Here is a 23,300-nt window from a genome sequence, read left to right on the forward strand (position 1 = left end):
TAATTCTGATTTGCGAAATATTTATACAAGCTTTATGATGCAATTCCTGTTTCACTACTTTCAGTAAGTTTTTCACTTTTTCTAAACAAAAATAAAGCTCCTATATATAGTAAAGTAGTAAAACTACCTATAAGTATAAAATTGTGAGATACTGCAAATAACATTCCTGCTATTGCCGCACCAATCATTTGACCAATATACATAGAAGCATTTGCAAGCGCGGCTCCTGTTCCTCTTGCTACACTAGATATGTTTTGTAAGTGCCTCATCATTAATACAAACAAAATTCCTGTCCAAAAAAACAAAGCAAAGAACGATAACTCCACCAATACAATGCTCTTTACATGTGGAAGTAATACATATAGCACTGCTGTAAATATAATTCCACCATAGAAAGAAAGGTTATAACCAATTTTATTTACGATTCTAGGACCAAAAATATTACCAGTTAAATTTCCTAACCCTAATACGAGCATAGCTGTACCTACTTCATGAACTTGTAAGCCAAATTGAATGGAAAGCCATACACCAAAAAATGAAAATGCAGCAAAATTTCCGGTTTGAAAAACAAAGTATGCAAAATAAGAAAGTGAAACCTTTGAATCTGTAAGTAATTGTTTATAACGCTGTAAAATCGCTTTTTTATTTCCACCTATATGAACCGACTGTATTTCTGGTAATACAACATAAATAAGAATGACAAGTAGTGCTGATAATATACCAATGAAATAGAATGGGATTGTATAATGTATCGTTGCTAAATAAGCTCCCAGTGGCAGCCCTAAAATTTGAGAGATTGATAACCCTGCTGTTGCAACCCCAATTGCTTTCACAATTTGCTTCTTCTCTATAAGGAGCGGAATAGATGCCCACACTTGTGGAGATACAAAAGCTGCACTTACACCTGCTAAAAATCTAAATGTTAGCATCCATAAAAAACTCGGTGCAATTCCACACAAAAACGTACTTATTGCAAAAAAACTCATACCTAGTACCATCACTTTTTTTCTGTTTAATCCATCTGATATAGGACCAGCAATAAGCGCAAATCCAGCATACCCTAAAGCATACGAACTCACCATCCATCCTGACAACTCAGTTGAAACATGATACACCTGTTGCAATGTCGGCAACAGTGGTGAAATTAAGAAAGTATCTGTACCGATCATAAACATTATCATAAAAAATACAGCTAGTACTCTGTTCATTTAGACCTTCTCCTTATATAAACAGAGGGTACTCTCCCTCTTTTTCACTAATCTTCTAAAATAGATTGGATTTCTTTCATGACTCTTTCATTCAATGCAACGTCTACCGCTTTCACACTTTCTCTTACCTGCTCTGCCCGCTTTCCACCAGGTATAACAGTATCAATTCCTTCTTTATTTAATAACCATGCTAACGCTAAATGAGACACTTCAATATCATTTTCTTTAGCTAGCCCTTTTAACTTATTCACTTTCTTAAAGTTACTCTTATATGTATTTTCTTCAAATAGATTTACACTTTGGCGCCAATCGACTTTATTCAATTTGAAATCTTCTGTATATTTTCCGCCTAACATTCCAAAAGCAAGAGGTCCATACGGAATAAATGAAATACCCGCTTCTATACAATACGGCAAAAGTTCTTCCTCAGCCGTACGTTCTAACATATTGTACGGTGATTGTACAACATCTATATAACCATGTTGGTTCGCTTCTTTTAATTGTTCTATGTTTACGTTCGATATTCCAATTGAACGAATTTTCCCTTCTTCTTTTAAACGAGTAAGCTCTCCAATTGAATCTATGTAACTTGTTTCAGGGTTTGTAAAATGTAAATAATATAAATCAACATAATCAGTCTGTAATCTTCTTAAGCTATTTTCCACAGCATTTCTTAAATAACTTGGTTCATTGTTAATATAAGTTTCTCCATTTAACAACGGTTGAATTCCACCTTTTGTAGCAAGTATAAACTCATGACGTTTTCCCTTTAATACTTCTCCTACTAATTCCTCTGATCTACCGAAACCATATGAATCTGCTGTATCAAAAAATGTAATCCCTTGCTGAATAGCTTCTTCTACTAATTGCTTTCCTTCTTCTTCATTCACATTAGCATATAAATTATGTCCCCCTACTGCATTTGTACCTAAACCCAGCCTTGAAATATTTAGTCCTGCCTTTTGCAATTTTGTATACTTCATTTTTTCTCCCCCTATATTTCTATTGTTCGAATATTTTCGAACAATAGAAATATACCACTTTATATGTTATAGTGCAAATATCTTAACTTATACAAGTAGGTGAAATATGCGTACACTCTATCATCCAAATCGAGAAGAAATTCAATTTTCTTCTGTCTTATATGCACTTAGCGATCAAATTCGTTTACAAATTGTAAATATGTTACTAGAGAAAAGTGAACAATCTTGTGGTGCTTTAAACATCCCTATTGCGAAATCAACTTTATCTCACCATTTCAAAGTTTTACGTGAGTCAGGTGTTATGTACACGCGCCTTGAAGGAACACAACGTTTCATTTCAATTCGTGAAGAAGATTTAAATGCTAGATTCCCAGGTTTATTAGATGTGATAATACATGCGACAGAACCATACTAAACAACATCTCATATTCATATGAGATGTTGTTTTAATATGGCTATTCTTTTAATAAATCTAATAATCCATTCCCTTCGGATGTACGTTCATACCCTAAAGGTACAGTTCTTTTAATAAGTTGTGCATATATTTCCGGCTCTGATAACTTTCGACCGTATTCTTGCTCACACTGTTTAATGAGCAAGGCAAGCGCTCCAGCAACATGCGGCGTCGCCATGGAAGTTCCACTTAACACTGCATATTTCCCATCTGGATACGTAGATAATATTTCATCACCTGGCGCTACTAGATCAATTTCTTGATTTGAATTACTAAAACATGTGATTTTCCGTTCTAAATTGACAGCGCCGACTTCAATTACTTCCGAGTAAGCACCTGGGTAATCTAGTTCCTCTGTATTTTCATTACAATCTCCATTATTCCCAGCAGCACATACGACGAGAACATCCTGCTTTACCGCATTTTGAATTGCTTCATGTAATTCTGGAACATCTTGCGGACCACCAAGTGACATTGAAATAATTCTCACTTTCTCTTGATTCGGCCCTCTCCAATTTACAGCATAATGAATTGCCTCAATAATTTGCTCGTAACTTCCAGAACCATCTCCCGCTAAAACTTTTAATACTAACATTTTAGCAAGTGGTGCAACTCCTAATACACCGACACCATTTTCAGTTGCTGCAATCGTCCCCGCGACATGAGTACCATGTCCGTTATTATCAAGATACACATTTGGATCAGCTTCATAATCTTTTGTGAAATTTCTTCCGCCGATAATACGATCTTTTAAATCTATATGATTAGTATCACACCCTGTATCTAATACGGCAACGACTACATCTTGCCCCTTCACACTCTTTTCCCATACTTGCGGAGCGTGAATCAGTTGTACACCTGGTGGAATTTCATTTACTTGTTCTACAACTTTATTTACGATAAATGGAATCAATTGTATACCTTTTTGTTTATTCACTGTACTACTCATCGTAATCCCTCCTGAAAATGTATTATTTTCATTTCAGACCACTTTTGAATACGTGTAAATGTAACATTCGTTTTATTCTTTTTGTTTTCCTTCTTTTCAAATATTTCTCAACATCATTTACTAACTCTATACTACTTTTGTATTTCCCCTATGATTTATAGGAAATAACAGCCTGGGTCATTCAACTAATAACCAAAATAAAAGGACCAATTAATGGTCCTCTTACAGTCTTTTAAAAGAATGATATGTAATTTGAAAAATAATATAAATTAAGACTAAACCTCACTCTTGTTTAAAAACTTTTCTATTTCTTTTACTAAATATTCCGCTCCCTCTATCCCAACAGTAATATTTCCATTTGCTAATGATATGTTCTGCTCTGAAACATCACCTGTGATTTGGCAAGCATTGTAAGGTTGATATTTTTGTAAAATGATTTTATCTGCTTCTACAAAAATTTCAAGCGGTGATTTGATTTGTATTCCCAATACATCGCGTAATTCTTTAGGGATAACAATTCGTCCTAATTCGTCTACTTTTCGAATAACTCCTGTTGCTTTCATATTTCTCCCCCCCTTTCTCTCTATTAATTTTTTTCACCTCGCTTTTTCCATTTTATCACTTTTTGACAATACTTGCCTCTTTTTAGAAAATTTTGTACTCGAGTTAAAAAAACACATTTAATGCATACGTAATCTCTCTTTCAATTGTTTTACATAACGGGATCTTATAAGTAAGAAGTATACAACTTGAATACCTATGAAAATACTTAATACAACTGTATTTTCTTTAAACAATGAGTACTCAAACATTTGCCCTAACGCCGTTAAGGCTACTGCCCCATGTAATGTTGCAACACCAATTGGAACGAAGAATAAAAGCGCCAATCGAATTGTAACTACCTTCGATAATTCCCTACTCGTCAATCCAACTTTTCGAATCATTTCGAACAAGCGAACATCATCCTCCAAATCGGAGAATAAACGGAAGTAAAGGAAACTTCCTGCGCAAACGAAAAATACTATACCAATAAAGAAACCTACAAATAAAATCGGTCCTGCAATTTGTAAACTTTGGTTTTGTTCGTACTCTTCCGCACTAAACGTTGACTGTTCTTGATACGGTTTAATTTGATGCGTAAGCTCTTTACCAATTTCAATCTCATCTTTCGTTCTTTCAGTTTTATACATATAATCTTTTGTCTCTATAAATCCATCTTGTAATGAATCATATTGATTATTAGAGATTACATAAACATTTCCTCTTAATATTTTCCCCAATGAAGATGAAGTAACTTTTTTCACCTTTAAACTTTCATTCATATTGGGTAAAGTAATTTCTTTTCTTTCTTTCATCGCTGGCCCTGGTATATCAGCTGACAAAAATACAACCTCTTTATTTGCTACAGTATTAAATGGTTCTTCCGTTAACTTTGCATATTCCTTATAATCTGATTCTTTTATAAAAGTGGCGCTTCTTAACGACTGTTCCTCCGTTTTCTTTGTCGAAATATTAGTTTTTGAAGCTGCTATATTATGTTTCTTTAACCCTTTGTCAATCATTTGTATATGTTGTGATTCGTTACTATTCCCTTGCTTAGAATGGTAATGAAACGCAATTGGTCTCTCCATTATCCCTTTCGTCATGGATGCGAAGCCTACTAATGTCCCTATTGCGGAAAATGCTACAGTAGAAATAATGGTTACAATAAAGAACATTCTTGCGTTATCTCTCATACGATACGCTAAATCTGATAACGTAATAATATTAGTCTGTGTCCAATAGAAACGTTTACTTTTTTTACATAATCGAATAATAAAGACACTCAGCTGCTTGTACAACAAATACGTCCCGATAATAACTACCGTTGTAACAGGAATCATCATAATAAATACCATTGCTCCATGTGATAGAAGAGCTCCTACATAGCCAGCACTAAGCAATACTACTGCTAATATTGAAGAAATGATTGATGCTTTCGGTTCCGGTTTCGCCTCTGCTGATCCTCTAAACAACTTCATAATCTTATTTTTACGAATCATTCCTGCACTAAACAATGATATGATCATAAATAAAATAAAAAACATAATACCCGTTACAACAATTGCTTTCATCGGTATGTAATAGGATAAGGAGATATCTAGTTTCAATATCATCGGAGCGACAAATAGTAATACCCCTGAAAATAACATACCTGAAAGAATACCAAAAATAATTGCCCCTATTCCAATCATAATATTTTCAAAAAAGATCAGACGCTTTAATTGATATTTCGTCATACCTAGCATCATTAAAATTCCTAGTTCACGCTTTCTCGTTTTTAAAAACATTCCCATCGAATATAAAATAAAGAAGAATGTAAATAAGTAAATAATAGACTGTGCAAAAGACATACTTACGAATACGTACTGACCTAATTCTCCTGCACTTAATGCCGGATGAAACGCAAAAAATGAATACACAAAAAAGGCCATAATTGCAAATGCACTACTCAAAAAATAGGCTGAGTATGTCCGTCTATTTCGGGTTACATTCCGATATGCTAGTTCTCTAATGTTCATATTACTTCTCCGCCCTTCTACTATCTATGTTTTTATATTAGTAAAGTGCGGAAATACCTTCCATCGATTCAAATGACAAAAACCTTACATTTTTGAAAGGTTTAAAAAATTGCTTATACGTAGTACTTTATTTATAATGACTACATTCATATTCATACACACATCCTATTGTATATTCGTTAGTTTTGCGAAATAATAAAGGATAGAAGTATGTACCATTATACATATAAACTTATTTACCGCTTTAATATGAATAGGAGGAAAACATAATGACATTACAAGAACAGATTATGAAAGCATTACATGTTCAGCCTGTAATTGATCCAAAAGTTGAAATTCGTAAACGAGTTGATTTCTTAAAGGATTATGTAAAAAAAACAGGTGCAAAAGGATTTGTACTTGGTATTAGCGGCGGACAAGACTCTACATTAGCAGGACGCTTAGCACAACTTGCAGTTGAAGAAATTCGTAACGAAGGTGGTAATGCAACGTTTATCGCCGTGCGTCTTCCTTATAAAGTACAAAAAGATGAAGATGATGCACAATTAGCATTACAATTCATTCAAGCAGATCAATCTGTTGCATTTGATATTGCTTCAACTGTTGATGCTTTTTCAAATCAATATGAAAACTTATTGGGTGAATCACTAACAGATTTCAATAAAGGTAACGTGAAAGCACGTATCCGTATGGTTACTCAATATGCAATTGGTGGACAAAAAGGGCTACTTGTTATCGGAACAGATCACGCTGCAGAAGCTGTAACAGGATTCTTTACAAAATTCGGAGATGGTGGTGCAGATTTATTACCATTAACGGGATTAACGAAGCGCCAAGGACGTGCATTATTACAAGAGTTAGGCGCAGACGAGCGACTGTACTTAAAAATGCCAACAGCTGATTTATTAGATGAAAAACCAGGTCAAGCTGATGAAACAGAGTTAGGTATTACTTATGATCAATTAGATGATTATTTAGAAGGTAAAGCAGTTCCAGCTGACGTTGCAGAGAAAATTGAAAAACGTTACACAGTGAGTGAGCATAAAAGACAAGTACCAGCGTCAATGTTTGATGATTGGTGGAAATAAATTAAACATAAAAAAGAAGCTAATCTTCATTTAGCTTCTTTTTTATATGTTAACGATATACCCCTACTCTTTTCTCCAATAAATCTTGCAGGCAATCTTCATGTTGTTTACAAAATAACGGTGGCATGTCGTCTAACGGGAAAAACTTCAAATCCAACGTTTCATCACCATCTACTTTTTTGTCACCTCCAACTATTGAGAATGAAAAGAACATCACAATTGACTGGGCCTTGTCTCCATTTGGATATGATTGAAAATATTTTGTATACACTCCAATAAGCTCATTTATTTCTACATCATACCCGGTTTCTTCTTTTATTTCCCGGATTGCAGTTTCCGCAGCTGATTCTCCTATCTCCATTGCACCACCTGGAAAGCCCCAAGCGTTAAAGTCTCCTCTTTTTTGCAGTAATACTTCTCCTTCTTTATTAAATACACAACCACCGGCAAAGTTTAAGAAAACATAATCATGTCCTACTTTTTCACGTAATTCTTTTATATAATTCGCCATTCTCATTCCCCTTTTCATACCTCTTCTATCGCTATTTCTTATCTTTTTCAAGCAATTCAATGATTCGATCTAGCTTCTGGTTCATATTAATCACGTGGTGTTTCTTTGCAGCACTGCTTTGTAATACTCTTCTAATAAACAAAGTAAATGATATGAAAAACAAAACGATAAGTCCGATTACTAAACAAGTATATATCAATGTAAAAATATCGCTTTCGAACAAGTTCATTCCACATTCACATCCTTATCCTTTTATTTTATCACATAATTCTTAATATTCAAAAGTAATCAATCAATAAATAAAAAAAGCACCTTTTACAGGTGCTTTTTCCCATTGCTTAATACGTAAATGTAATTGTCGCTAATGAATAACCCGCCAATGCACTATAAGGCGCTACTTGATAAGACACACGCTTTGCACCTTTTGGCCAATTTATTTCATTTAATACTTTCTTTATATCTTGCATCGTCCCATCCATGGACTGCTTATATCGCACTTCTACTTTTTCTGGTTTGGCTGCAAACTGTTGCTGCAACTTTTGCTTAAATTCATTATAATTTTCTGCTCCGTATTCTGCAGATAAGTATTGTAAATTTGTTTCTTTTAACATCTGCTCATATACGACAGTTTTTGAGCTACCAGCTTTTATTTTGTTTGTTAATTCACCAAAATAACTTGTAGTTGCTGCTGGATATTTACTACGATCCCAGTCGTGATCTTTACTTAACTGTTCGTCAGACATGTTAAAATATGAGTAAGTTACACGCCCTGCTTTATCTGGTACTGGATCATCAAATGTAGTATCTAGGTGATACCATTTGTTTTCAATGTTCACTAAATTCCACGCGTGAGCTTGTCCGTTTCCTATGCCTGTTACAACATGGTTTTGAATACCTGCCTCTTTTAACAACTCATACGTTAATAATGTATATCCTTGGCAAACGGCAGAACGATTCGCTAATGCTTCATATGCTGTATACGCTTGATAAGACGTATCATAAGACACATGCTTAACAACGTAATCGTGAATAGCTTTTACTTTCTCATGCTCATCCATCCCTGGTTTTACAATTGATCCAACAATTGATTTCGCCTGAGCTTTTACATATTGAGTTTGTTCTTTTGATTCACGGTATTTTACTTGCAGTGTAAACGTATAGTCCCCTGGCATTCCTTTAATAGAATATCTAGTAGACGCTACATTATATTTTACATACTCATCAGCATCTACAATTTTATTAAACTCACCATACAATTGATCCATAATATTTCTAGCATTTCTATCTTTTGTTTTATATGTGATTGTAATATTTTCTTCTCGATTATCAATCTGTTTTTTTAATTCTTTTCTGAAATCATCTAATAACTTTACATCTGATTGTGCTGTCACTGTAGTCGGATTTGTAGCTGCATAAGATACAGATGACGCTTGCAAGCCTCCCATTACTATAGTTGAACAAAGTGCGGCAGCTGTCACATACTTACTTGTCTTTCCCATCTTGTCACTCCTTATATTCTATAACTATACGAAAAAGTATCGTATAGTTTCAGAGTATACAATACTTTTTCGTATAGGTCATATGAGATTATGCATATTAACTAATTCACATAAAAAGGTTGTTCTTTTTAAAAGAACAACCTTTTTCATTAGCATGTTTGTAATACACAGCATGTATTTTCAAAACGTTGATTTTTCAAATCTTCATTACTAATACAGAAATATAGCATCCCTAGTTCTCCCCAAACCATATTACAATTTTTATGATCTGAATCAATTTGGAATAAAAGAGTCATTTGCTGCGGGTCTACTCCCATATATTCTCCTGTCTCATATAACACTTCTTCTTGTACAGAGAATGGCTCACCAAACATTTGATGGTTATCGTAGTTATCTGGAATTAGCTCTTCAAGTAATTGCAAGAAACGATCTGAATCAGCCTCATCTTCAATGAAAAGTTCTGGTAATTTGTATGTCAGCTCAAAAGTAATTGCACACTGGTTATATTTCGCTTGTATTTCATTTTCTCTTCGTAATTGCTCTACAGGAACATCATAATAAAGTACACGCCCAGCTTCTGTTAGATTCACATTTTCTTCAAAATAATTTTCAATGCAAAAGAAATACAGCATCCCCGTCTTAGGAAGATTGTGATCCATACCAACGTTTTGTAAATCACTTAAGTTAAATTGCGCGATAAATTGTAGTGGATTTCCTTTATGCTTTGGATATTCAAATAAAGCTGGTAGATCAGGAACTCCTCCCATTTTCGAACTACCTATCGCAACAGTTCCCTGCTGCTTTGGCACAACTTTTATACAAGGAAATACAGTATTAATAAGTTCTTCTTTCAAGTGTGTTAGTTCATATTTATCAATTAATACTTCAATTTTTTTATTCATAAATTCTCCTTACATTTACATACTTATTTATATCATAGTACAAAGATTATACTTCATTCTTTACAAAATCAACAAGCCTCCCAAAAACGGGCTTATCCTTCGTACGCGAACAAGTTTAAAAAAGCATACTATACATTGTTCCTACAAACACGATAGTTCTTTAGTTCTTCCAGTACATTTTCCCCTCGTTCATTTTTATTTTTAATATAAGGAGGAATTCCACATGGGTTACGGATATAGTTGCGGCGGTTACGGTTACGGCGGTAGCTGTGGTGGTTGTGGTTACGGAGGTTTCGCTTTATTAATCGTTTTATTCATCCTTCTAATCATCATCGGAGCTAGCTGTTGGGGCGGCTTTGTAGGCTGCTAGTAAACTTAAAAACCATTGCAAAAAAGCACGTACAATACGTGCTTTTTTGCCATTTCCAAATCTTTTATTTGAAAGGAAGTATGTTTAATGAAGATCGATGGTGTTTTTGAAGGAGGCGGTGTACGCGGTATTGCACATGTTGGAGCAATTTGCGCATTAGCCGAAAAAGGTTATGAATGGGAACGTATAGCTGGAACATCAGCTGGTGCAATTATTGCGGCACTTGTAGCGGCAGGATATTCTTGTTCAGAGCTAAAAACGATTATAACTGATATCGATTATAACAAATTTACGAAGAAAACCTTTATTGACAAAATCCCCTTTATCGGAAAAGGACTAAGTGCATGGACTACTCTAGGTATATACTCTAATGTATTTATAGAAGAATGGATTGAAGAATTACTTCGAAAAAAAGGTGTTCATTTATTTACTGATTTACCGGATCTAAACAAACTCAAAATCATCGCTTCTGATATTAGTAATGGTAAAATGGTTGTCTTTCCTGACGACTTACCAAACTACGGATTTTTAAATTATCGCTTCTCTATCGCTAAAGCGGTAAGAATGAGTAGTACAATCCCCTTCTTCTTTGAACCCGTAAAATGGAGAACTCCAAAATGGAAGCAGCCTTGTTATATGGTTGATGGAGGAATTCTAAGTAATTATCCAATTTGGATCTTCGATTCACCTACCACTCCTCGCTGGCCGACTTTCGGATTTCATTTTGTAAAAGATGAGATTCAAGCTGATCCTGCTCACTATAACGAGCCTATTTCCATGTTCAAAGGACTATTTAAAACAATGATGCAAGCTCATGATTTACGTCATTTAGATAAGGAATCAAAAGCAAGAACGATTACAATTCCAACAGGAACGATTACAAGTACTAATTTTGAACTGACAAAGGAAGAAAAAGAATGGCTTTACAATTCTGGTTATAACTCTGCTAATAAATTTTTACAAGCTTGGAACTTTAGGCAATATATCGATGAATATAGAAAAGGAAAGCAAGACCGAAAGACAAATCGATTTTTTCGTCAACTTGACTCATAATATTATTACTTTGCGTATAAATACGAGAACGTTTAACAACTTAATAATAAATAAGTCTAGTAATTTCTTATATATAAATCTAGTAATTTTATTTATTACTAGACTTATTTATTATTATATAATCTCGTACATTGTTTAAGGATACGTTAACCCTTCGGCTTCCTCTGCAGTAATAACTATGTAACGATTTCCCGTTCTTAATCCTAACAGTTCTGCTTTTTCAATCGCTTCTTGCTTCGTCTCCGCATAAGCAGCTAAATATTTTTCTCCATTGATCATTTGGCAAATTACATATTGTTTCATTACTTTCTCCTCTTACTTTTTCATTAGTTGTGCAAGTTTTTTTATACCTATTTCAATTTCTTCTAACGTTGCGTATGAATACGATAGGCGCAAAAATTGATTTGCACTTCTATCATATAAAGTACCTGGGTTTAATAAAACCTTTTCTTGCAGAGCTTTATCAAATAAACTGCGATATGAAATGGTTACTTTTATATGTACCCATATATAAAATCCCCCTGTTGGTTCATGCCAAGTTGCTATTTCACGAAGATATTTATCTAACATTAGTAACATAAAATCTCTTCGTTTTTTCAATTCACTTCTTACAAAGCGCAAATGCTCATCATATAGACCATTTGTAAACCACTCTGCTGCAATTTGCTGGGATATAGTGCTTGAACCATAATCTGTTTGCATTTTTATGTCTGACAATCTTTGAATTACTGGCTCAGGTCCAACAATCCATCCAATTCTTAACCCTGGACTAATTACTTTGGACATGCTTCCAATATGTAGTACGATTCCATTTTTATCATAGGCTTTTAAAGGTTTCGAACAAGGTGCATCAAACCATAAGTCTTGATACACTGCGTCCTCTATAATAGGTAATCCAATTTCATTACATATTTCCATCACTTCTATTCGTCTCTTCGCATTCATACTAAAGTTCGTTGGATTATGAAAAGACGGGATTGTATATAAAATAGATGCATTAAATTGCTTCTTATATTTTGTAATATATGATGTATTTAAACCGTTCTCATCCATTGGTATTCCAATGAAACGCATTCCTGCGGATTGAAAAACATTAAGCGAATATAAATAGGATGGTTTTTCTAATAAGATGGATGCCCCTTTTGGAAGAAGCCCCATAGAGATAAGTTGTAGCGCTTGAATTGCTCCTGAAACAATTAATATAGAGTCAGGAGATACACATATACCATGCCCCTTTAAGTATTCGGAAATCTTTTCCCTTAAATAAAAATTTCCTTTCGGCTCTTCATACCCAAGCGTCACATTTGACTTTAAAAGCTTATTCATAATTTCTTTCATCTTTTTCTCAGGTAAGAGACTCGGCGCGAGCTCACCTGTTCCTAATCGAATTACATGTGGATAAAATTCAGCTTGATTAATCTCCTGAATAGCTGGGAGATTCGGATAATGAAGTCCTGTTTCTACATAAGACTGCCAATTAGGCGGGGGTGCGTAAGTTGAAGCATTCTCATTATTATTTACAACAATTGTTCCTTTCCTGCCATTCCCTTCTATGTATCCCTTTGCAACTAGTTCACCGAAAGCCATTACAATTGTGCTTCGATTCACACCAAATGTATGTGCCAAATCTCTTTGTGAAGGTAATTTCGTTCCAACGGTCCATTCTCCATTAACGATCCTTTCTTTTATATACGTTTCTATTTGTTTATACAGAGGAGTCGCTAGAGACATATTCGGTTTCCAAACGAATCTTTCCATTATATCACCTTATATTCTTTTTGGTTGGTAACCTCCCCAACCATATGGATGGATACAAATTTTCATTTCTTCTATACAATATACACTATCATAATGAATTAAAATAGGAGGTAATATGATGAGTGAAGCAATTATTCATGGTATCATTCTTGCATTTGGACTTATCATTCCATTAGGTGTACAAAATGTTTTTGTCTTTAACCAAGGTGCGAGCCAACCAAACATTTGGAGGGCAGCCCCTGTAGTATTAACTGCCTCTATATGCGATACGTTACTCATATTGATTGCAGTGCAAGGTGTCTCCCTTGTACTCCTTACTTTTTCTTGGCTAACTAACTCGTTATATATAATTGGATTTTTCTTTCTCCTATACATGGGCTTTGTTATTTGGAGAAGTAACCCTTCCAACGATGTAAAACAAGAAAAAAGTATGCCCTTAAAAAAGCAAATCCTTTTCGCAGCATCCGTTTCGTTATTAAATCCACATGCTATTTTAGACACAATCGGTGTAATTGGAACAAATTCTATTCAATACATAGGAAGTGAAAAATGGGCTTTCACACTTGCAACTATTATCGTTTCTTGGATTTGGTTTATAAGCTTAGCGTTAGCGGGGAAATTTCTAAAAAGACTAGACTCAACCGGAAAGACAATTTTATTATTAAATAAATTTTCTGGTCTCATCATATGGGGTGTCGCGCTTTATATGTTAAAACAAGTTATTTATTCTTAATGAACGAAAGAGAATTGCATGTTACTCAAAACATCATGCAATTCTCTTACAAATTATGAAGTAGGCTCTGGTTTCTGTTTTACCGTCTTTGCATCCTTTGCTGGTTTAATCCAAATGATTGCTATGACAGCACCAATGGCAGCGAAAATACTTGTCAAATAAAACACTTCATGGTCCGCCCCTTTCATGAAAAAAGAATATAAAGGTGGTCCAGCTGCTACACCGATAAATCGCATTGAACTATAAAATGACGTAACCGTTCCCCTTTGCTCCTTTTCAATTCCTTGTGTAATGAGGGCATCTAAACATGGGAGTGCCATACCAATCCCTATCCCCATAATAACGAGACAAAGAAGTAGTAAATAAATCCCTTTTATAAATAAAGGAATGATGACTGACGCAGCTGCCATTAAAAAACCAATATAAATACACTTCTTCATAACATTTTGATTATCTCCAATTTTTTTACCGGCCATATATGAACTAATTGACAGTACAAGTAACGGGATAGCAAGCACACACCCTTTCCATATACCATGAATGTCATACTTTGATTCCAGTATAGTCGACAAATAAAAGAGAATTCCGAATAAAATAAGCATAATAATTGCACCTAATGCAAAAATGGCAATTAACCATCTTCCTTTTTCTCGAAACGTAGACAGAATAGATTTTATAAACTCTTTAAGTGGTGGTACTTCTCCTTCTTGTTTCTTTGCCTTTACTAGAACAAGTAACAAAACAATTGATATGATACATAAAACTGGAATCGCCCAAAATGGTAAGAACCATACAATGGCAGCAAGAGCAGATCCTAAAATAGGGCTCAGCACTTTTCCAAATGTATTGGATGTCTCAATAATTCCCAAGCCTGTACTAACTTGTTTTTCGTCTTTGTATAAATCACCAACACACGGTATAACAACCGGCATTGCCCCAGCAGCACCAATACCTTGAATCGCTCTACCGATTAATATCCAAGTGTAGGGATTATCAACTTTCCAAGATACCCAACCAGTTATCGCTCCTCCTATAGCCGCAATCAGCAAACTCGGAACCATTACCATCTTTCGTCCCCATCTATCTGATAAATAACCAGCAATCGGTATAAGTAAAATGGCTACGATAGAGTAAATTGTAATAATCATGGATACTTGAAACGATGAAATATGTAATTTCTTTTCAATTGTCGGCAAGATTGGAATGAGCATTGAATTCCCTAATGTCATGACAAGTGGAACTGATGCAAGCGCAATTAAACAACAGTTTTCTTTTTTTAACATGTTGATTTCGGAACCTTTCATCATATATTTCTTACCATATAATAGCCCTGCTGGAACATAGTTTTCATTCCACCAGGGCTATTACATCTTTAATACTTCCCATTCACAACAAAAGAAATTGGGTAAAATATAGTATTACTTCTATTCTTTGAATTTTGTTCGCAATATATTCATACCAATTAATTGAAAAAAAAAGAAAGGAAGAATCCTTCCTTTCTCCTATAACCTTCTACATTTAGCGAGTATATCCGCCACCAAGCTGTTGTTCTGCCATCGCTACTAGGCGTTTTGTGATTTCACCGCCTACAGAACCGTTTGCACGTGAAGAAGTATCAGCTCCAAGTTGTACACCGAACTCTTGTGCAATTTCATACTTCATTTGATCTAAAGCTGCTTGTGCTCCATGTGATGCTAATTGATTAGAATTACGATTTCTAGCCATTACCAATCACCTCCTTATTTATATATAAATTGTGTTAAATTCAAATTAAAATACATGTAAATTTTTGGTTATTTTTTACCATAAAAAAAGAGCCTCTAAAACGAGACTCTCACATCATTTCACATTACGAACTTACTACTTCTAATTTTCTATTTATTAATACTTTCATTTCTTCTTTTAATATCTCTTTTGAATTATGTCCAAACCATTCTAAGGAAGCAAAAAGATCCGTACCTCTCACTTCCTGAATAATCTCATCATAATTTACAATACCTTCAAATAACGGAACCATACCTATACGACTTCCTGCTGCAGCATATACATTGTTAGGTTCAAACACATGCAAATAATCCGCTGAAGATATATTCTTAAAATGGTAATGTAGTGTCCACAGCTTTAATCGATGGAAACTGTCTATTGGATTTGCGCCAGACTCCCATATATGAAGAAAATCAAGATTTATTTTTAAATTCGGATGATTTACTTCTTCTAATAGTTCTATAGTAGAAGGCAATGTGTCCGTTAGTGTATTGGGATGTGTTTCTAACAGCACATACATATTGTGCTGAGCAAATACATCACAAATCTTACGTATTCGCTTTACATACTCTTTTCTCTCTTGTTCCGAGAAGTCCTTGCTCCCTTTTTGCCCAGCAAACGTGCGAATTTTATTCGTATTAAACCAATTAGCTAGTACTACAAGTTGTTCACTTTTCTCTATCGTTTTTTCAAAATCTGCTGATAATGATATATCTAAGTAATCACTTATCATCGTAATTTCTAAGTTTTTATCCTTTAGAAAATTCAATTCTCGTTCTGTCGTTTCACGTTCTTGCATGTACAAATTTTGTGCATGCGTCCCCCATAATTCAATTCCTTCAAAACTGTTTTCATATGCAAATTGAACAATATCAGTAAATGAAATTAATTGATGACGAAATGAAATGGTACATAGCGAATATTTCATAGCATTAAACTCCCCTATCTTAAATTCAGTTAGCTTATTAAAGAGTTGCGACAGATTGATTTGTTTTCATACCTTTCCATGATATAAACTGTCTCTCTAATTCCTTCTTAATTTGCAGTTCAATTGCATTCATTTCATCCAGTTTTTCAATAATCGATACTAGCATACCTTTATTATTCGTCATTGCCATTTTAATTGCACGATACTGTACATTTGTAAATCCTTGTACAATATCCTCTACCCGATCACACCAATAATCAAATTCTTGCTCCGAATATTGCAACGTTTCACGGAAGTATGCAAAGGCATGCTCATAACTATATTTACGAATTGCAAGTACTGGTATTTGTTTTACTGCTGCTACAAGTCCAGAAAGCGCATATCCTTCTTCCTCATTTGCCATTTTTACAATTAAATTTTTCAGTTCCATAGTCAGTTCATTGTCGTTCTTTTTGAATGTTTCTGTGAAATAACTAGCTACTGTTTCTTGCGTTGGCTCCCCAATTCCTTCTATATCAATGAAATAACCTCCACCAAATGGGTTATCTTGAATAGAGTGAAGTACTTTTTCTCTTTCCATATTTCCTTCCCAACGAAAATCAGGATCTAGCATGAACCACTCTTCTTCTTTCTCTGTTTTTGATATCATTAAATAATGTGGAAACGGTTTTTGATGAAATTTATTTTCCCTCTCTGGTAATAGAGACATATCAACCATTACAATGACATAACGATTTTCCGGCTTGTTTTCTACTAATTCTAAAAACGTTTCTACATTGCTATCTTTATCTTTTGCATGATCATACCATTCGTTTACTTTAATACCGTACAATTTTTCAAACCAAAGTAAATAATGATCATGGTTAATGTTTTCAGAGTGATATGAAATAATTCCGCCTTCTGTTATATCAAAATCTCCATCCCATAGTCCAAAATAAAATGGACGAAAATCAATGTCGCTACGCCTTTTTATAATTTCACAAAAACAACTCACTAAACAGTGCACTTTAATTGAAGTCATACTCTCATCCACTTTCCTAAAGGTTAGTTATTCACATTTACTTCCTGTAACGGCTCTAACTCCTCCATAAAATCAAGCAAAGATCCTACAGTAAGAAATGCCTTTGGATCTACCTCATCCTCTGGAACGCATAGCTTTACATCCATTTCTATGTATACAATAAGCTGTAACATCATTACCGAATCTATATATAAATCTTGATTTAAGCGCATCGTTTCTTCTAAATGCGTTACATTTTTCAGTTCCATTTTTTCTATCATAATTTTTAACACGGCATTCTTTAACGCTTCCCGTCTCATGTTGTAACCTCTCCCATCTCTAGTAACTTTCTACTTACTTTTCCAGTTTTATTTTTAGGAATTTCATTTACACTTTCAATTTCATACGGAACTTTATAAGAAGGTAAGTGCTGAATACACCATTCTCTTATTTTCACTGGATCAACATGAGAGATCACTTTCGCTTTAACTATTTCGCCCATCACAGGATGTTTCCCTCGATATATAATTGCCTCTTGCACACCTTCCAATCGAAGCATCGTTTCTTCTACCTCTATAGGAAAGACTTTTAATCCTGAAACATTAATTACATCGTCCATACGCCCCATAAAATGAATGCCACGCTCAGATTTATAACCTAAATCTTTCGTGAAAATTTCCTTATCATTCATTTTCACGACAATTTCTTCCGGTGCATTTTCATCTGAACCTATGCTAATACTTGCATGAGGTAGAGGGTTTCCTAAATCTAAATGGCTTTTCATATCATGACATATACTAATACAACCTGCTTCAGAACAACCGTATTGCTGCATCATATATGTTGTCATTTCTTTTAGTTTATAAAATAGTGCTTCTGGCAAAGGCGATCCTGATGTCATAATTTTATGAAACTGGAACGTTCCTAATGGAAAACTCCCCATAATGTGTAACATAAGTGGTACTGCATATATGATATGTTTTTCTGTATTGCGAACTATATTTAATGCGAATTTAGGATTTTTGTTCGTAATGATTACAGGCTTGCTCCCCCTCGTAATTGCTGATAACGTACCACATATTAGTCCGTATGAATGTGAAACAGGAGCCATAACGATTGGAACTTCATCTACTTCACAGTTTAAAGCTTCATTATAGGCAGTAATTTCTGTATCAACTTCCGTCCATGCTCTACGAATCAGTTTCGGTTCTCCCGTAGTTCCCGAACTATATTGCAATAAAGAAGGCTCTTCTAGTAAAAAGTTCCCTACTTCTAATTTTGTAAAATCGCCATATTCTCCATATAAAACTCCTACACAATTTGCACGCTTTGCCATTTCAATAGCCGTTTCTTTTGGCGTATCTTCATGTATAAGTAATACTGATGATTTCTTTTCTTTTAAGAAAAACACAAGCGTAATAATATCGAATGGATCTTTCAGACAAAGTGCAAATCTATTTCCTTCTGCTTCTTGAAATTGTTCCAATTCCCCATAAACTTGTAATCTCAAATTAAAATCACTTTTGCTATACTCTTGTTTATTAACGATTAGCATAATTTCCCCCTGTAACAATTGATTTTTGTTTCATAAGTTTTCTTACTCTATACAATGGATTTGGAACTTCATGAACAAGCGATTCCACATCCATATATAATCGACGTTTCGTTAATTGTTCAGCATAGAATGTAGGTGCATATAATTGAATATTTTCAAATCTACCTTTCAAATGTGGATATATTCTTAAATGATCTTCAATTTCTTCAACAACCATCATCCAAAAATGTTCTTCTTTCAATCCATATTCATCCGCAAGTACGAATGCTAATTCTCCTAAATTAAACAGGAATAGTGCATCTAACACCATCTCTTGCAAACATTCAATGCCATCCATTTCAAAGAAATCATTCATTTTTCCATTCGCATATGTTTTATGCATTTTAGTAAAGTCGGGACATTTGTCAACTTCTTTCAAATATGGACGATAAAACTCAAGCCCTTCATGAAAATCCTTTAACGCAATACGAACAGGCACCCCTTCTTTATGGACTAGAATCATATTTTGTCCATGTGATTCCAGTGCGATGCCATGCTCTACAACAAGATGTATAACTGGTATTATCGCTTTTTGAATAAGTAATTGTAGCCAATCCTTCATTCCATATTTATTCAACCACGCATCAATAATTGGTGTACCATCTTTCTCTTTAGCGTATAAACCATTAAAAGGAATTGCATCCTCTTGTGCATCTAAATACTTATGAACGCTTTCGCGCCAAATACATCCTAATGAACCATATATAGCTTTCTTATTCGTGTCATACGTTACACTTGAAAACTCACTTAACAAGATTAAACGTGCTTCATCCATTAAATAGGCGTCATTACTTACAACATCATTTAACCAATTTGATATTACTGGTGCACTCACAACAGAGTATGGTTTCAGCGTACGAAGTGTTGAAGTGTTGAGTAAATTCATCGATAATTTAACGTACGGTTTCTTTGGACTCGTAATATTTCTTAACGTTCTCATTGACTGTTGCGCGCAATAATCGTCCTCTGATGTTCCTAAATAAATAATAAATTTACCCTGTATATGATCCGCATAATTTGAAATGATGAAATTCTCCCACTGCCATGGGTGAACAGGTATAAACACGTACTGTTTTGGATTACATCCCTTATTACGAATTCGTTCCATAAACTCTTCTAATTTACGATCGCCAATCTCCTCTTTTAAAAGGTTGTTATACATCACTTCATTCTCATAACCTACAGCCGCATAATTCTTATGCGCTGCAATCCATATGAGTTTTATTGGCTGTATAAATTCATAACCATATTGAAAATTGTCACGATATTGAAATCCAACACGTGCTTTATAACTAGGATGGTATGGATGGCCATCTATTAATTGGCTTTCAAACTCATCGTAAGATTTTTGAGTATATTCTCTCTTATTATTTCTTTCATATTGTGCAATCGTGTCTTTAAATATTGTTTGTTCTAATTCGTGTATAAAAGAATCTAATTTAGCTTGTTCTACAGTAGTAACCCGAAAAACTTCTTCTAGAAATTGCGAGACAGATTGTATTTCTTGCTGTTCATCTTGAACTCTTACTATTAATGAGTCTAACGAAATACGTCCAAATGTCATCCGTTCCCTGCCATAGCATTTGTACGTGACACTTTTGCCTTCTTCATCAAGTCCTTGTATTAGAAAAAGAAGTTGTTCTTCTTTTTCTATGCGAACCGGTGTAATAATCCCCTCATAAATTAACGATTCTACTAATTGACGTAGCACTCTTCTTCGTACTGAAATGTAATCTTCTGATTCGAGCGCCTTCAATACTTTCGTATGATACATGTCCACTCTCATAAAACCCTCCACCTTATGACAAAATACCATTATTTGTATTACGTGAAATTTTAACGTTATTTATGAACGAACAGCCACTTCTCTAACGAGTGGATTATGTACTTGCACATAAATAGCTTGCTCCAATGGATTACTTAACTCATCGACATCGAAAAATCTCGTTAGTAAATTTGCTTTACACGCTAACTTATCTTCGTCCAATAATTCTCTTAAAAATGTAGAAGGTTCCCGGTTATATGGAAGGAATGATTCAAGTACAGACCTTAATTCCGAGAGAAGAATTTCCTCCTTAATTAATCCTGCTGTGCCAAAACCATTAATGAGGCCAAACATATGATTGAAAATTAAGTAGTAACGAAATCTCTCATCCACAATATAGTCGTCATATAAATTTCCAGTACGTTCTCCAATACCAGCTAATTCATTATTAAGCATCTCTTTCATTGAGTTACAGAAATAAAATCCTTGATTATCACGGAAATAATATTTGATCGGATAACCATCTTTTAGCTGAACAACGCTATTTTGCTGATGAGCTTCTAATGCAACACCATACTGTAAATACATCCATACCATTGGCTTTAAAGAAATATTCATATATCGTCTAAACCACTCTAAGCTTACTTCTTCACAGCTTTTACTTTCTAAATCTGCTAGGCGATGAATAATATTCGATAACCGCGTACGCTCCCCAGGTATAGCGTCTTGAACTAGCCCAGCAATTAATGTTGCGTCGTTTGCATGTTCACTATAAAAAGGATTCTCACGAATAATCACTTCAAATCCAGATTCTTGTGTTCCATAATTTAATGTAATAAAGGCTGGATCACAAATAAAATCAAATCCTGGAAATCTTTCTCGTACTTCACCAATAGCCGTATTTAACATTTCCTTCCCTTCAAGACCACTCTCAAGTTCTTTCAGTTTATTAATACGCATTGAATTCGTTACTTTCACCGGAAATGAAAACTTAAGCATATACTTCGAATTGGGATGATATAGCGTCCTTAGTGATGATGTTGCCATATAATACTTACCTACAGGACCAATATACTCAAGCAATTCTTGAACTATCAAATCTTGTACGTAAGCTTGATGCAAGAGCCATTCTGCCTGAAGCGGATGAATTGGAATTAATGCATATTGATCTTCCTTACAGTACTTCGCTATAAATTCCTTACTAACCATCTCATCATTACTTAATTCTTCTTTTATAATCATTGTTGTAGAATCTGATAATAATGATTTTTCATTTACTATACTTTTATGTGCCCGAAAATAATGAAGCTGACATTCTCCTTTTAATTCTGGAGAATACATTGCACTTTTCCAATCCAATATCCCCTGTCTACTCTTTGGTGTAGGATGAGTTAAATGCCCAAATAATAAAGACTGCTCCGCTTCTATAAAAGTTGTATGAAAACCGTATAATGCGGATGTATCTTCTATTCTCTCTTTTGTAAATTCCTCAATATTTTGACAACTACGGATAACTCGAAGCATAAGTTCCGCAGGATTCGTTCCTTCTCCGTAGTTGATAGACATCTCTTTTATTAAAAATGTAATAACTGTAACATAATCTGCTGTAATAACAGAATGACTATCTCCAATTTGATAATAAAATTGTTCTCCAAACAAATGGCGATCTGTTGATGATTTATATATAACTTCTCCATACAAAGTAACGTTCTGTGCCGATAGCCGACAACATAAATATGTGGGGACTGTATCTCTATTCAACGTATTACTGAAGATACTCTTCATTCTTTCATCCTCTGTAATCCATTCTCCACTCCCTGTTTCTCTTAAATAACAGTTTAAAAAGCTTTGTAATGTTGCATGTTCTGCGATTTGTTTCGCATGCTGCATGTTGGTCCTCCTCTTTATATTAACGCTATGAGAATTTCATATTACAATTGATAATTGAACATCGTTATCAATTATGATTCTAATTGATAATGATATTCAATTCAAGAGTATATTTCAGAATTTTTTTATCAAATTAAATTTTTATTTTTTTCTTTCTTTTCTTTAATCTAGTTAAAAGTACACTAGAAAATTTCTTGCTTTCAAACTAATTACCTACTATTTTTTATTAATCCATTTTTTGATGGATTAATAAAAAGGTACACCAAATGAGGTATACCTTTCCCTATGAT

The 23,300-nt window shown here is 34.2% G+C and carries 24 protein-coding genes; 5 read left to right on the forward strand and 19 right to left on the reverse strand.

Features of this window, described 5'->3' with window-relative positions; translation table 11 throughout:
* Positions 1 to 32: 32 nt before the first annotated feature.
* Together DN404_RS28135 and DN404_RS28140 are read right to left on the reverse strand one after the other, a co-directional pair.
* Positions 33 to 1,208 carry an MFS transporter gene (locus DN404_RS28135; RefSeq protein WP_149215733.1) on the reverse strand — a complete coding sequence of 392 codons (1,176 nt, stop codon included), beginning with the start codon at positions 1,206 to 1,208 and terminating at the stop codon, positions 33 to 35.
* Between the two features lie 47 nt (positions 1,209 to 1,255).
* Positions 1,256 to 2,191 (reverse strand): aldo/keto reductase, encoded by a 936-nt coding sequence (locus tag DN404_RS28140; protein WP_149215734.1) that lies wholly within the window; start codon positions 2,189 to 2,191, stop codon positions 1,256 to 1,258.
* Positions 2,192 to 2,297: 106 nt separating this feature from the next.
* Between DN404_RS28140 and DN404_RS28145 the strand changes: the two genes are divergently transcribed.
* Positions 2,298 to 2,606, forward strand: a complete 309-nt coding sequence (locus tag DN404_RS28145) for an ArsR/SmtB family transcription factor (protein ID WP_119683204.1) — start codon at positions 2,298 to 2,300, stop codon at positions 2,604 to 2,606.
* Between the two features lie 40 nt (positions 2,607 to 2,646).
* On the opposite strand, the gene DN404_RS28150 is transcribed toward DN404_RS28145, so the two are convergent.
* The 3 genes from DN404_RS28150 to DN404_RS28160 all read right to left on the reverse strand — a co-directional run bounded on the left by DN404_RS28150 (position 2,647) and on the right by DN404_RS28160 (position 6,155).
* Complete coding sequence (locus DN404_RS28150) at positions 2,647 to 3,594, reverse strand: serine protease (protein ID WP_048519026.1); 948 nt, start codon at positions 3,592 to 3,594, stop codon at positions 2,647 to 2,649.
* A gap of 275 nt (positions 3,595 to 3,869) precedes the next feature.
* Positions 3,870 to 4,157 (reverse strand): AbrB/MazE/SpoVT family DNA-binding domain-containing protein, encoded by a 288-nt coding sequence (locus tag DN404_RS28155; RefSeq protein WP_000648324.1) that lies wholly within the window; start codon positions 4,155 to 4,157, stop codon positions 3,870 to 3,872.
* Positions 4,158 to 4,274: 117 nt separating this feature from the next.
* Complete coding sequence (locus DN404_RS28160) at positions 4,275 to 6,155, reverse strand: ABC transporter permease (protein ID WP_049107625.1); 1,881 nt, start codon at positions 6,153 to 6,155, stop codon at positions 4,275 to 4,277.
* A 269-nt stretch (positions 6,156 to 6,424) separates the two neighbouring features.
* Here DN404_RS28160 and nadE point away from each other — a divergent pair, with 269 nt between their 5' ends.
* Complete coding sequence (gene nadE / locus DN404_RS28165; protein WP_000174901.1) at positions 6,425 to 7,243, forward strand: ammonia-dependent NAD(+) synthetase; 819 nt, start codon at positions 6,425 to 6,427, stop codon at positions 7,241 to 7,243.
* Positions 7,244 to 7,292: 49 nt separating this feature from the next.
* Here nadE and DN404_RS28170 read toward each other — a convergent pair whose 3' ends face one another.
* The 4 genes from DN404_RS28170 to DN404_RS28185 all read right to left on the reverse strand — a co-directional run bounded on the left by DN404_RS28170 (position 7,293) and on the right by DN404_RS28185 (position 10,155).
* Positions 7,293 to 7,754, reverse strand: coding sequence for an NUDIX hydrolase (locus tag DN404_RS28170; RefSeq protein WP_000024999.1), 462 nt, complete (start codon positions 7,752 to 7,754; stop codon positions 7,293 to 7,295).
* A gap of 31 nt (positions 7,755 to 7,785) precedes the next feature.
* Positions 7,786 to 7,983 carry a DUF4083 domain-containing protein gene (locus DN404_RS28175; protein WP_001048091.1) on the reverse strand — a complete coding sequence of 66 codons (198 nt, stop codon included), beginning with the start codon at positions 7,981 to 7,983 and terminating at the stop codon, positions 7,786 to 7,788.
* Positions 7,984 to 8,092: 109 nt separating this feature from the next.
* The gene (locus DN404_RS28180; protein ID WP_149215735.1) at positions 8,093 to 9,253 is read right to left on the reverse strand and encodes a transglutaminase domain-containing protein; all 1,161 of its coding nucleotides are present in this window, start codon (positions 9,251 to 9,253) and stop codon (positions 8,093 to 8,095) included.
* A 149-nt stretch (positions 9,254 to 9,402) separates the two neighbouring features.
* Positions 9,403 to 10,155 carry a YwqG family protein gene (locus tag DN404_RS28185; RefSeq protein ID WP_001034844.1) on the reverse strand — a complete coding sequence of 251 codons (753 nt, stop codon included), beginning with the start codon at positions 10,153 to 10,155 and terminating at the stop codon, positions 9,403 to 9,405.
* A 223-nt stretch (positions 10,156 to 10,378) separates the two neighbouring features.
* Between DN404_RS28185 and DN404_RS28190 the strand changes: the two genes are divergently transcribed.
* Complete coding sequence (locus DN404_RS28190) at positions 10,379 to 10,525, forward strand: YjcZ family sporulation protein (RefSeq protein WP_000540425.1); 147 nt, start codon at positions 10,379 to 10,381, stop codon at positions 10,523 to 10,525.
* 87 nt (positions 10,526 to 10,612) lie between these two features.
* Positions 10,613 to 11,578: a patatin-like phospholipase family protein gene (locus DN404_RS28195; RefSeq protein WP_086402052.1), complete on the forward strand. Its 966-nt coding sequence runs from the start codon at positions 10,613 to 10,615 to the stop codon at positions 11,576 to 11,578.
* Positions 11,579 to 11,713: 135 nt separating this feature from the next.
* Here DN404_RS28195 and DN404_RS28200 read toward each other — a convergent pair whose 3' ends face one another.
* Together DN404_RS28200 and DN404_RS28205 are read right to left on the reverse strand one after the other, a co-directional pair.
* Entirely contained in the window at positions 11,714 to 11,881 is a 168-nt protein-coding gene (locus DN404_RS28200; RefSeq protein WP_000816389.1) for a DUF3933 family protein, read from the reverse strand.
* Positions 11,882 to 11,893: 12 nt separating this feature from the next.
* On the reverse strand, positions 11,894 to 13,336 hold the full coding sequence (locus DN404_RS28205) for an aminotransferase-like domain-containing protein (protein ID WP_000439422.1): 1,443 nt from the start codon (positions 13,334 to 13,336) through the stop codon (positions 11,894 to 11,896).
* Between the two features lie 118 nt (positions 13,337 to 13,454).
* Here DN404_RS28205 and DN404_RS28210 point away from each other — a divergent pair, with 118 nt between their 5' ends.
* Entirely contained in the window at positions 13,455 to 14,069 is a 615-nt protein-coding gene (locus DN404_RS28210; RefSeq protein ID WP_001287303.1) for a LysE/ArgO family amino acid transporter, read from the forward strand.
* Between the two features lie 53 nt (positions 14,070 to 14,122).
* On the opposite strand, the gene DN404_RS28215 is transcribed toward DN404_RS28210, so the two are convergent.
* The 8 genes from DN404_RS28215 to DN404_RS28250 all read right to left on the reverse strand — a co-directional run bounded on the left by DN404_RS28215 (position 14,123) and on the right by DN404_RS28250 (position 23,010).
* The gene (locus DN404_RS28215) at positions 14,123 to 15,352 is read right to left on the reverse strand and encodes a bacillibactin exporter BcbE (RefSeq protein WP_149215740.1); all 1,230 of its coding nucleotides are present in this window, start codon (positions 15,350 to 15,352) and stop codon (positions 14,123 to 14,125) included.
* 235 nt (positions 15,353 to 15,587) lie between these two features.
* A complete protein-coding gene (locus tag DN404_RS28220; protein ID WP_000113545.1) occupies positions 15,588 to 15,794 on the reverse strand; it encodes an alpha/beta-type small acid-soluble spore protein in 207 nt (68 codons plus the stop codon).
* Between the two features lie 124 nt (positions 15,795 to 15,918).
* Positions 15,919 to 16,761 carry a sugar phosphate isomerase/epimerase family protein gene (locus tag DN404_RS28225; RefSeq protein ID WP_149215736.1) on the reverse strand — a complete coding sequence of 281 codons (843 nt, stop codon included), beginning with the start codon at positions 16,759 to 16,761 and terminating at the stop codon, positions 15,919 to 15,921.
* Between the two features lie 37 nt (positions 16,762 to 16,798).
* Positions 16,799 to 17,782 carry a DUF6005 family protein gene (locus DN404_RS28230; protein WP_149215737.1) on the reverse strand — a complete coding sequence of 328 codons (984 nt, stop codon included), beginning with the start codon at positions 17,780 to 17,782 and terminating at the stop codon, positions 16,799 to 16,801.
* A gap of 23 nt (positions 17,783 to 17,805) precedes the next feature.
* Complete coding sequence (asbD, locus tag DN404_RS28235; RefSeq protein WP_001250560.1) at positions 17,806 to 18,081, reverse strand: petrobactin biosynthesis protein AsbD; 276 nt, start codon at positions 18,079 to 18,081, stop codon at positions 17,806 to 17,808.
* Positions 18,078 to 19,316, reverse strand: a complete 1,239-nt coding sequence (locus DN404_RS28240) for an AMP-binding protein (protein ID WP_149215738.1) — start codon at positions 19,314 to 19,316, stop codon at positions 18,078 to 18,080. Before DN404_RS28240 ends, asbD begins: the two co-directional genes overlap by 4 nt.
* On the reverse strand, positions 19,303 to 21,141 hold the full coding sequence (locus DN404_RS28245; protein ID WP_149215739.1) for an IucA/IucC family protein: 1,839 nt from the start codon (positions 21,139 to 21,141) through the stop codon (positions 19,303 to 19,305). Before DN404_RS28245 ends, DN404_RS28240 begins: the two co-directional genes overlap by 14 nt.
* A gap of 60 nt (positions 21,142 to 21,201) precedes the next feature.
* A complete protein-coding gene (locus DN404_RS28250; protein WP_001163343.1) occupies positions 21,202 to 23,010 on the reverse strand; it encodes an IucA/IucC family protein in 1,809 nt (602 codons plus the stop codon).
* Between the last annotated feature and the right edge of the window lie 290 nt (positions 23,011 to 23,300).

The sequence above is a fragment of the Bacillus sp. TE8-1 genome, from assembly GCF_008368855.1.
In the GTDB taxonomy this organism is placed as follows: domain Bacteria; phylum Bacillota; class Bacilli; order Bacillales; family Bacillaceae_G; genus Bacillus_A; species Bacillus_A cereus.